This is a genomic window from Paenibacillus nasutitermitis, assembly GCF_014641075.1.
Taxonomy (GTDB): Bacteria; Bacillota; Bacilli; order Paenibacillales; family Paenibacillaceae; genus Paenibacillus_Z; species Paenibacillus_Z nasutitermitis.
In genome coordinates this window covers 672,279-683,857 of sequence record NZ_BMHP01000004.1, presented here as the reverse complement: position 1 = coordinate 683,857, position 11,579 = coordinate 672,279, and the positions used below count along the sequence as shown (strand labels likewise).

The 11,579-nt window shown below is 41.8% G+C and carries 8 protein-coding genes and 2 pseudogenes; 1 reads left to right on the top strand and 9 read right to left on the bottom strand.

Annotated features, from left to right (window positions below):
- Positions 1-169 precede the first annotated feature (169 nt).
- From IEY46_RS27520 to IEY46_RS27500, 6 genes and pseudogenes are all read right to left on the bottom strand, one after another.
- On the bottom strand, positions 170-940 hold the full coding sequence (locus IEY46_RS27520; RefSeq protein WP_188997182.1) for a hypothetical protein: 771 nt from the start codon (positions 938-940) through the stop codon (positions 170-172).
- Positions 941-1,303: 363 nt separating this feature from the next.
- A pseudogene (locus IEY46_RS37145) lies at positions 1,304-1,532 on the bottom strand (IS3 family transposase); the annotation flags it as partial.
- Positions 1,533-1,593: 61 nt separating this feature from the next.
- Positions 1,594-1,710 (bottom strand): annotated as a pseudogene (locus IEY46_RS37245) (IS3 family transposase); the annotation flags it as partial.
- Between the two features lie 1,406 nt (positions 1,711-3,116).
- Entirely contained in the window at positions 3,117-3,929 is an 813-nt protein-coding gene (locus IEY46_RS27510) for a DUF2971 domain-containing protein (RefSeq protein ID WP_188997179.1), read from the bottom strand.
- Positions 3,930-4,702: 773 nt separating this feature from the next.
- The gene (locus IEY46_RS27505; protein ID WP_188997177.1) at positions 4,703-4,981 is read right to left on the bottom strand and encodes a hypothetical protein; all 279 of its coding nucleotides are present in this window, start codon (positions 4,979-4,981) and stop codon (positions 4,703-4,705) included.
- Between the two features lie 181 nt (positions 4,982-5,162).
- The gene (locus tag IEY46_RS27500; RefSeq protein WP_188997176.1) at positions 5,163-5,981 is read right to left on the bottom strand and encodes an AraC family transcriptional regulator; all 819 of its coding nucleotides are present in this window, start codon (positions 5,979-5,981) and stop codon (positions 5,163-5,165) included.
- A 121-nt stretch (positions 5,982-6,102) separates the two neighbouring features.
- Here IEY46_RS27500 and IEY46_RS27495 point away from each other — a divergent pair, with 121 nt between their 5' ends.
- Positions 6,103-7,233, top strand: coding sequence for a Gfo/Idh/MocA family protein (locus tag IEY46_RS27495; RefSeq protein WP_188997174.1), 1,131 nt, complete (start codon positions 6,103-6,105; stop codon positions 7,231-7,233).
- Between the two features lie 533 nt (positions 7,234-7,766).
- Here IEY46_RS27495 and IEY46_RS27490 read toward each other — a convergent pair.
- The 3 genes from IEY46_RS27490 to IEY46_RS27480 all read right to left on the bottom strand — a co-directional run bounded on the left by IEY46_RS27490 (position 7,767) and on the right by IEY46_RS27480 (position 11,024).
- Positions 7,767-8,993 (bottom strand): RtcB family protein, encoded by a 1,227-nt coding sequence (locus IEY46_RS27490; protein ID WP_188997172.1) that lies wholly within the window; start codon positions 8,991-8,993, stop codon positions 7,767-7,769.
- A gap of 15 nt (positions 8,994-9,008) precedes the next feature.
- Positions 9,009-9,833: a nucleotidyltransferase domain-containing protein gene (locus IEY46_RS27485; protein WP_188997171.1), complete on the bottom strand. Its 825-nt coding sequence runs from the start codon at positions 9,831-9,833 to the stop codon at positions 9,009-9,011.
- A 75-nt stretch (positions 9,834-9,908) separates the two neighbouring features.
- Complete coding sequence (locus IEY46_RS27480; RefSeq protein ID WP_188997170.1) at positions 9,909-11,024, bottom strand: slipin family protein; 1,116 nt, start codon at positions 11,022-11,024, stop codon at positions 9,909-9,911.
- Between the last annotated feature and the right edge of the window lie 555 nt (positions 11,025-11,579).

The following is an 11,579-nucleotide window of genomic DNA, read 5'->3' as shown; positions in this document are numbered from 1 at the left end:
GATGATAGGTTTATTCTACAAGCCCTTATTTTTTCTGTCCAACTAAGTGTAGACGATCCACACTCAGACACTGGAATATGTCTTAACCGATCAAGTTATTGACTCTTATCAGACATCAACCCTCTACCTTTTAGAGATGGTTGCTTTACTGTTTCTAGTGGCTGTTTAGTCAGTTTAAGGGGGAACGCAAAAATAGAATAAGCTTTTCAAAACTACCGCTAATAAAAATACTAATAACCAGTACAAAAACGATATCTTCGGTAATGATGGCTTTAATAGCTCGTTGAGGCTTGTTTCTAATGAGTTTGTACATTTTTACAAAGTAATCAAACAAAAAGAAAATAAACATTGCAAGCCCCCCGATCTGGAAGATTAAGAAGTACGCTTCGGGTTTAAATCCATTATTGAATAAGTTGAATAGTGTCTTAGGAGCTTCCAGAACATCAATATTAGTAAATTTACTCGTAGCAGCTTCTAAGTTTTCAGGCGGATATAAGGGGTTGTTAAACAGTATAATAAGTCCAAACACCAGTATCCAATGTATGAAAAAGTAGTATCTATTAAATGTTGAAATTGAATTTTTAAAGAATACGACGGAAGCGGCAGTGAATAGTCCAATAGCCATCACACCAACTATGGAGAGTAACACTAATTCCTTGTATTGAACAAAGAAAAATATTAAAAAACCGAAAAAAGCCAGTGCGAAAAATCCTTGAATGATAGCTAACCCAAAATCATCTGAACCTCCAGTAGCTGCTGTTCGAGCAGGTGGAGGGTTATTTACGTTTGATTGATGATGATGATCGTGATGTTCGTTGTAAGTGTATACTGTTTTGTTCTTATTAGTCGTATTGGTACTGTTAAAACTGTTATTAACATTACGATTGTGACTATTAGTGTGAGTAGTTTTTGTTTTATTTACAGTAACAAATAAACCCACACACGCAAGAATAATGCTGATAATACTGAGCCACGTACTTAAGTCCAGATGAATACCCCCTAGTGATTTGTCGAATTATACATCAAATTGTAAATGTTGGTCGCTGGAAACACAATATAAAATTGTTATTGGTGCAAATATATTTATTAATAAAATAAATTGCTTAATCCTCATATTCTGTATCCAATTCTTCGTATTTGATATTATGTTGAACTTCAACAAATGACTTACATATTTTACCAACCAGTAATGACATTACTTTTGCAATAGAGTAGACACAAAGAATCGAGAAAATCATGCAGCCAATCGGTACATGCGTTCGTATTCATGAGGCGTAGAGTACGCAATTGCAGAATGGATTCATTTTCCATTGTAAAAACAGGTAATATATTCAAAAATGCATTTCTTGGCTTCCTTACGCGTTTTGAATTTTTCCAAGTAGACGAGATCTTTCTTAAGCACACTGTGGAACGATTCAATGCATGCATTATCGTAATAGTTCCCTTTACGGCTAACACTGCCTTTCATCTTATAGGTGCGCAGTCGCACCTGGTAGCCATGAGAGGCATGCTGACTGCCACGATTCCGAAAGATGTAGCACCTCTCCGAGCGGTCGCTGCTGGCTTGTAGGCGCGATCTGGCGCGAATGGTTTAAATTGACGGTTCAACACGTTCACATGGACAGGCAGGTTGTGCTTCGAGTTCGTCGTCGCCTTGTATTTCTTCACGGTTCGTGATCGTAAACCCAGATCCTTCATGATACGAGCGACCTTTTGAATCGGACTTCCGCTTGAACCGGCAGAAAATCGCAGCTTGTGATGTAGGAAAAACAACCGGTACTCATTCGTTAAAGGCATACCGCTTTTAGGATGATTGGCGAGCTGAGTTGAATAAACTCACGAATCACTATACCGCCATTAAGCTCCGAGCCTTGGCGATCAATGAAGTTTCGAAGAACCGTTTGGGCTCTTTACTGGTCGGAAGCATCGGGAATATTGTAAGCTTCTTCCCATCCATGCTTTCTAGACTTTACGTAATTTTTAAACATAACCGGTTTGTTTTTGAAAATGCGCATCTTCTCAAACAGAACGTCGTAACCATTTGAAAGCTCTTCAATTCCGAGCCAAATACTCTGTGGGGTTGCTTTTTTAATGGGTCATAAGAATAAAAAATAGTGGCCATTTCTATATTCCGTAGGAGAATTGATCAGGACGGCATTTTTCTGCTGCAGTGCGTAATATAACTTTTCGTAATCATTCGGCTTTAGCATCCACCCCCTATAGATGAACCTCTCCGGGGTTTCAAATGTTGGAATCCGCTTAACTGCCTTGGATCCATCCAAAACGGACTCCAGTGAAATCATATGGACATCCATCCCTAGATTTCGGGCACAATTTGTATTCCTGTTCATATTCTTGATCAATAATCTTGCTATCCAAGGGGTCAGAACAAAATAGGATCTTCATACGATGTCCTCCATACAAATTTAAGGCTAACCAAATCGTACCATATCTTGGTGGCTGCTTGGTGGGGGAAAATAATTATGCAAGCACAATTGCCTCTTTAATTTTAAACCACTAAGAAACATAATTTTATCGACAGCGTTTGTATATACAGAAACTAACAAATTTAAATGAGGTGAAATATGAAGAAATTAGACGGCCTCTAGCTTCCCACAAGGAGGGCTTAGAGAGCCAAATGAGTAATAGTGTGAAAAAATCACCCGTATGGACAGACCACCGTACACCCGGTACCCGCTGGAGCAAACGGCAGGCAAGCAAGGCCGTTCGCCGCTTCACGGGTGACGTTCAAAACGGCAAGTGGTACCGAAAGTTGTTCTGTTCCTCGAATATTTGCGACTACCGCTTTTATAAAACAAAGCAACAAGCGATACAAGAATGGGAAACATCCCGATGTCTAAGGGACCAATTATTGACTCGGGCAGAAGTTATTAACGATTGGGAAAAGTTCTATAGAAGAAAATAAGCTCAAGCGCCGGTCAGGGAAGCCCGGCACTTGAGCTTTTATATGGGAGTATAGTTACCAACCGTCACTAAGACAACATCGACATTGTCAAATACGGAAAAACACCGCGGCTTTTCGTCTCAATCATTAGCGGGTCCAGCGGACTAGGTCCTTCAAATATTTATTATTCAATGATGTTAATATTTATCTATTACACGTAAGAACAAGCTGAGGTATGTATTTTAACATTCTTTGAATCATATCCTTCTGAATATAAAAACAATCGTATATCATCCGGTTTTATTAAGGATTTGGGACCAATTATAATACTTTTAATAAGATCTTTTTTTATCTTTGAGAAGTCAAGTTCCATGAATGGAATTAAACGTCTACCATCACTCCGTATTTTTATTTTTGAGAAATTCGCTTTTATTCTTGGCTCACCAATAGTATTGTAATTTAGAAATCCATTAGGTGACTGGCAATATACTAGTCGCCATTCTTTTTCTTCCCTAAATGCTGGATTCTTATAAAATGGGATATTGAATCTCTCATTTTGATAAAGATTAGAAATACCATAAAACATAGGGGTATTATCAAGGTTGGATACGATTGGTTTTATGTATGTACTTTGTTCTAACTTTCCATAAGCAACTTTTTTAAAAGCTGTGAAATGCTCAACTTCTAATGTACTAAGCACTTTTTTTGAATACCCAATAGATAGACCAGTACCATCTTGAGCATATCCTCTCCATTGACTTAACAAATCTGCTTCCTCAGAAAAACATGCAATAAATGTATCGGATTCATAAGATACTAAAGCGTCCCATAACTTTTCAAAAAAGATGTTTGAATTTTCATTTTGTACAGATGTCTTTTTTAATTCCGTAAAAATCTTTTCTAGAATCCACTTTCTTTCACTGTAATCATTAACCTTATTTATATCAGACAATCTTAATGTTGAATTATGTATTATGCTAAAAAAAGTGTCTACACTGCAGTAATGATACACTATATCTCTCATCACGATCACATCTTTCATGTTAATTGTGTTATAGGTAAATTCTAAAAAATAGAGAGAACGAGCTTATATTGTTTTCTATCTCCTCGCATCCATCCATTCCAGGTAATTTTATCCGCTTTCATAGAGTTTAGACTTAATATTAATATCTTATAGGTGCCCACCTGTATCTTGAAGCATTTTTAATGTGAAGTTAACTAATCCCAAATTTGCAATCTCATACACACCAATCAAATCGTCGTTATACATTTTACGTTCTCCTCACAGAGCACTCGAATGATTGTTAATTAAATTCACACCTTTAATTTTCGTTAACTCTGTTAACACACAAGATAAACGTAGTTAACGATTACGTCAAGAATTATTTTCCAATAGAAGAACCCAAGAGGTCTTCCCTTTCATTTAAAAATGCTTAAAATTCTGTTTTGTGAATACCTAGAAGCATTTGATAATACACATTCCGCCTTTAAATTCCAGTATGGAGAAGAGGGGCGTCAACCCCCTATCCCAAAAAATTGAAGACGCCCGATTCTAGAATCAGGCGCCCCCTTAACTAATCTATCTTTTTCGTCAACAATCAGTCAACTCTATTATTTCCAAGCATCTGTTTCATAATTCCATCTCAACTGTACTACTCCACAAACCCGCTCCACTACTGCATTTTCAACTCTCTGTACCATTCCTCACCTGCAAAGCCACCGATTCTACGTGAACCGTATGCGGGAACAAGAGGATTACAAATTAATATTTCTTGTCTATACCCTGGATACCTAAAATCACGTTGCAGAATCCAAACTTTCAATCCCTACCCAACCCCACATAATCCCCAACACCCCATCCACCCCAAGCCTCTTCATCCTCTTCATATACCTCCCCTTCTTGATCGCCCAGGCCATGCGCGGCAGCAGATCATGTATGCGCCGCATGGACTCAAAGTCGAAGGACTGCACCATAATCCCTTCATTCGCCTTCAGTCCTCTGCCGTTCGCCATGACTTCATTCCGCCGCAGCTTATTCTCAATCCCCCGGATACAGCTCCTGATTCTTGATCTCAATCAATAGTCTGATCCTGCCTGCAAAACGGTTCATCACTTCATTGAACGAAAGAATCGTTTCCCCCGCATAATCCTTGTGTTAGCAAGTATAGAAATTCCGATTAATTCCCCACTTATCAGGCCCCTCCCGATCATGGCTTCAAAGAAACCTATGTTATATCAACAGCCGATTCCTGTTGTCTTACTTTTTATTATTTATCACTTGTAATCTGTATTGATTTGGAGAAATATTAAATATCTTTTTAAATGTCTTACTTAAATGAAACTCGTCATAAAATCCAAAATTTAACGCGACTTCATGCAGCTTGACATTGGGATGATTCAAGATAAAAATGCGGACAGCTTCCATTTTCATATCAAGCTGATAATGATAGATACTTTTTCCGTATTGATTTTTGAACTGTTTCATTAAGGTACGTTCATTCATATAAAATTCTTCGGATAACTCTTTCGTTTTAAAAAAACGATGAGGGTTTTGCTGAACGAACTGAACGATTTGTTCTGCAATATTTGGTTTATCTTTTGTGAAAGCAGGATGTTCATACAATTCCAACAGCAATAAGTTAAATAAGGTGGACAATTTTACATCCTTATAGGTAGAGATTGATAATTGCGTATAAATAATTTGCTGGAAAATTTCTTTTATTTTTGAGCTATCCTGACTGTGTATTACCGTATCCAATGCGACATGCCTGTTTGATTCTTCACCATCTCCAGTATGATCGTGATCATCACAATTTACATGCACATACATGGTCTTCGTATTTGGGCTGCAAGGCGTTAATCCATAATGATGCTCTCCTGCATGAAGTAAGATGATGTCGTTCGGATATAGTTTATAACATTCTCCATTTTGATAAATCTCCCAATATCCCTCTTCAATATATACAAAATCATGTTCCTTCATAATTCGATTCGGATGTAAGGTTTCATTAATATAAACATTGTGATTGGAGCTGCTAATCATTCTGTCCGCATCGATGCGATAGATTTGTTTCAATCGTGACCACCGCCCAAGATTCTAGTATACGTACATTTTATACATGCTCCATACCTGTTTATCAATGGGCTTTGTGTAATAAAATGCTACAATTTATATAAATCGTACGGGAGGTAATAAAATGAAAAAAATAAATATTGTATTGGTGGGTCTGGGCTTTGGCGGTGCTTTCGCTGAGATATATAAAGACCATCCCAACATTGGAACGATCGGGATCTATGATACAAACAAAGAGATGTTGCGGAATGCTGCAAACCATTATGGAATCGATAAAATTTATGATCGTTTTGATGAAATCCTCTATGACGATTCGGTAGATGCCGTTCACCTCGTAACACCGATTCCTCTGCATGAAGAACAAACCGTTCAGGTATTGGAAAGCGGTAAGCATTGCGCTTGTACCGTACCGATGGCTATTTCTCTTGATGGAATTCGTCGTATAACAGAAGCAAAACGCAGGTCGAGCAAGAATTACATGATGATGGAAACTACTCTCTATACCTATCAATTCTTCTATGTTAAACAAATGATTGCAAGCGGTAAGCTTGGCAGAATTCAGTTCCTGCGCGGTTCCCATTATCAGGATATGGCGAACTGGCCTGATTATTGGATGGGTCTTCCCCCCATGTATTACGGTACTCACGCAATAGGACCCATGGTAGCACTCTCCGGTTCAAGAATTAATAGAGTTAGCTGTCTGGGCGCCGGAACGATGGAAGAATGGTTAACGAAGCAGTACGGCAACCCCTTTTCGATGGAAAGCGCGCATTTTGAATTTGAAAACGGTTTGAAAGGAGAAGCAACCCGTTCGCTTTTTGAAACCGCACGGGAATATCAAGAAGGCATGTTTGTTTACGGAAGCGACAAGAGTTTTGAATGGGGGTTTGCGGATAGCGACAATCCCTATATTACAACGGCAATTCCCGCAGTTGACGGCAGACGCGGACGAAGCATGAAAGTCGAAATCGTAGAAATGCCTAACTATCATCAGCTGCTTCCTAAAGAAATTCAACGCTTTACTGTTGGCGGCAATTATGACCCGACTAATCCGCAGGAATCTCTTAAAAAGGGGGCGCGTGCAGGCCATCACGGCTCGCATCCTCATCTGGTGCACGAATTTATTTCAAGTATCCTTGAAAACCGTAAACCATGGATAGATGAGGTGCTTGGAGGTAACATTACTGCAGCCGGTATCTGTGCGCATGAATCCGCTATGAATAACGGAGCGCCGGTAACCGTTCCTTTATTTTGATTGAGCAGAAGGGTACATGTTAATTTTTTCCCGATAGGGTTAGAAGGACTACGCAAGTTGTAGTCCTTCAGCTTATTATAATCTTCACTCTATTCCTGGACCTTCTGTCGGAAAACTTACCGGGTACTGTAGTTGAGCATCTTACAACAATCATCAAAGTCACCAGCACGATCTAGCTTAACGAGGTCAGACTTAGGCAATCCCATTTCCCACGTCTTTTTCCTGCAATAGAAACAAGAACAATGGATCTTACCCTTAGCAAACCTCCCAGCAAACTTCACATGCCATCCGAACTCCTTGGCAAGCTTGCTTTTACGCTGGATCACCCTTCTTCGATGATGCCGATAATACGCACGTGTCCGATTTCTAGATTTGTTTTTCATTCCATCACACCCCTTGGGAAAAGGCCCAGCCTGCAAAGGAGCCAAGGGAATTTACATCATCCCTTACAGGCCGGGCGTGATGAAACTACTAACTTGAACAAACACCATATATATCACCTCAACTCAACTTGAAAATCTGTTTGAAATCCATCAATCCTTGTAAGGATCAAACTCATCCGCACCAGCCATGCAGACACCAATTGGTTTCAACACATGCATAACCTCAATCGTTTCTGCATGTGCATCTAGCACTTCTTGAAGCTTCCGGTAAGCAAAAGGACTCTCGTCCGTGCCTGCGCCGCGCAGTTCCACACCAAAATCCCGAACAGCCTCCATCATTTGTTCTGTGCTGATCTGACCGCCGCTCCGGGTGCGGGTTTTCCAATTCATTTTCCCCGCCGCTTGAGTCCGGCTCATGATTCGTCCCGCTCCATGAACGGTGCTGTAGTAAGCATCACGGTTCTCTATGCTGTCCTTCCCTTTTACGATAACGGATATATCCCCCATGCTACCGCCGATAAAACCAACCTGACCGGGTGCGGACGGGGTCGCCCCTTTACGGACAACAACGACTTCTTTTCCGTTGTGCGTCTCCTTCCAAGCATAGTTATGGTGGTTATGCACTTCAAGGTCCGCTTCCGCTCCCAGAATGGCTAACACTTGCCGGATCACATAATCCCTTCCGGCATAGGCATAACGTCCGGCCAGCTTCATTGCTCTGTAGTACATATCGCCAAGCTCACTGCTCAGATCAAGCAGTACAGGTGGCTGATCCATCTTCTCTCCGGGGGCGTTCGCGAGAAACTCTCTGCCCGCAGCTAGGTTGATAAAGCCGCTTGCCGTTTTATGCCCGAAACCTCGGCTCCCAAAATGATTCGCGATCCACAAACGGCCGGTTCCCGCTTCTTCAAATAAGTCTACGAAGTGGTTGCCGCTGCCGACTGTACCGAGCTGACTCTGCGCCAATGACTTCAGCTTGTCGTGCTCCTGCGTACCTACCGCCCTGTAAACGGCCCAATCCGGATCATTGAAAAGGTCATGATCGACCTTTTCTTTATTGACACGACCTACTCCGAAGGAGATTCTGCGGGCAATCTCATCCATTATATTCGCCAATCCGGGCTTTATATCCTTAGCAAACAAGCTGGTTCTCACTGCTTTATTTCCGCATGCAATGTCATAGCCAACGCCGGAAGGGGAGATTTGCCCGTCATAGATTACAACCCCGCCAATCGGCTGACTGTACCCTTTATGATGATCCGCCATGAGCAGGGTTTGAATCACATTGCCGGTTTCTGCGCACGTCTTCGCTTGAGCAAGCGCCCCATTGTCGGGATTGCCCCAGACACGCACGCCGTCTATATTTTGATAAGCCATAAGACTATTCCACTCCTACATAATTGAATGCATTTCAGATTCGTTTTCATCACCTTTTTCCCAAACTTCCTTCAGCACGGATCGGAACAAATCATCAAGCCTCTGATCCTGATCCCCACCGGACGATTGCATACCCGATGCTTTCTGTTCGTAATACTCGATCCTTTGCTCCAAAAACTCGTTGATCGAATTGATCCTCGGTTCGTAATCCATTTCATCGCCTGCTCTTTTACGGACAAGCAAACCGTCAATAACCACCTTGAGCTCGCTTCCCCTCGGCAGAGCGGCATCGACCAGCCGATCAAATTCTATAGGTGGCATCGTATTGTGCTTCTCGATCCACTCACATGCCAAAATCGGACGGAGAACATAGAAGTATTTTTTGATTTTCACCAGCTCACCATGCAGATAATCCCGGTAGTTCCCCTTTGCCATGTGCAAATAGTGATACATACATGACTTTGGCGAAAACGTGAGTGGAGAAATACGGCGAATTTGCTCTGCTATCGCATGGTTCTCCCTATATACAATAGGGGACTGAAGCCACTCGAGCAATGGTGGATTCGATTTACGGAACAAGTTCAAGGCTTTTCGCAGATCCCAGCCATTGATGTCCAGCATGTCGTTGATCGGACGCTCGATCACATCCCGCTTCTCAAAGATCGATAAATACCAATCTTCCGGCCTGACATAGAGAAATCTGACATCGTAGTCGCTATCCTTAGACGGGAAACCCCATGCACGGCTGCCCGATTCGCAAGCGTACAAGATCCGAACGTTTTCTTCGTGCTCGATGCGCTCAAGATCAGTCAAAATCTGTTTATGGTAACTGCCGCTCATATGAATCCCTCCTTGGGGGCGAATATTTGGGTCTTGGTCGTCGTTTTGGTTAATGAAAAGCAAATTTGGTGTTTGTTATTTGCTTTCTGCTTTTCTTTCGCCAAGCAAAGAGTTCAACCGCTCCAACAGATCCCCGCCGCCCGTTAGAGAGATGGAGCCGATTTTCTCGCATATTTTCTCGAGGAATTCCAGCTCTTTCAGACGGAACAACGTCTGATTCTCGTCCATCAGCTTTGCGGTATTAAGCAGACTTCGGGTCGAGGCCGTTTCTTCACGACGAGTGATTAGATTCGCCTGTGCTCTCTTCTCCGCAAGCAGAACGGTGTTCAAGATATCTCTCATTTCCCCCGGCAAAACGACATCCTTTACCCCCGCACTCAGGAAATGCACGCCGAACTCTTCCCCCTTCTCACGCAAACGGGAGAGTACGAACGTCGCCACGTCCTCTTTTCGTTTCAATAGATCGTCCAATTTAAGAGCTCCAACATATTCTCGAAGCGTAAGCTGGAGCTGGATATGAATTTGCTCGTCAAACGATTTCATTTCCAAAGCACGTAATGGCTTTACGATCTTGTATTGACAAACAAAGTTCAAGCGCAGCGTAACTTTGTCTTCTGTCATCATTTCTTGGCCGATGAGATCCATTTGTTGTTGTCTTAAATCAATCGTCTTTACCGTAGTCGAGACTGGACCTTTCCAGAAGTAGTACTTGCCAGGAGAAAGCTCTCGTTGTAAAACGTGATCATAAAACAAGAATCCGGATTCGTAACTCGCGATTTCGTAGGACAGCACATTGGCTGTAAGCTTTGGTATGATTGAACGGTTTACCTCGACAGGCAATTCAGGTTGTCTGATATCTGTATGCATGAAGGTATGTTTTTTAAGTATGTTCCAAAAGGCGTAGACACCAGGCTTAAGTAATTGGACAAATTGTCCGTCCTCGTCGTGCAGAACGTACTCGTGATCTTGCACTCGTACGATATCGAGCTCACTCACGAGATCTTCATTATGAAGGAACAACTTTAAATCTTTTCCATCCACATTAAACGGTTTAGCGATATTCAACACCACAACGGTGGTTTTTGACCACAATAAAAAGTGATAGGTCCCAGGCATCAGCTTTTTCACATAACTTCCTTTATGAAATAGCAAACCACGCTCGTCAGCTTGAATCGTTACTTTTTTAAACATAGTAGTTAACCCCCCTAATAGTTCGACCAATGGACTTAGAATCCCACTGCGGTGCCGGCGGAATCTCGTTTTAGCTAAGCGGTCTATCCGTAGTTTTCAAGGATATTTGAATAAGAGGATGACCCTGCTTCAGCCGCTCTTCTTTGTCTTCAATCCAAGAGAACTTCCTGGAATTTCGCTCAATCGGTATCCACGGATTGCAAAGCCTTACTGCAGTGCGCTAATACTAGCCGCCAGGGATTCTAGCCTTTGGTCTTTTGTTCAAATTTTCGCTCGATTGAAAGTCGAATATTCTACCAGAATCGCTCCCTAGGCGATTGGGGAATTGAACCCCAAATAGTGGATTCTTACCGATCCGATCGTACAGGATACCGGAACATACCATGCACGGCACTGCGGGATAAATCGATATCCCCGCCTCGTTACGACCGTCCGAACAAGAACCAATGTATGATGAAACGCCATTTGGCGTTTATCACCTTGCTAAATGCATCTTACAGGTTCTATAATCGCTTATTTCAACCTGAACGAACATGGCAAAAGTATTACGACTGG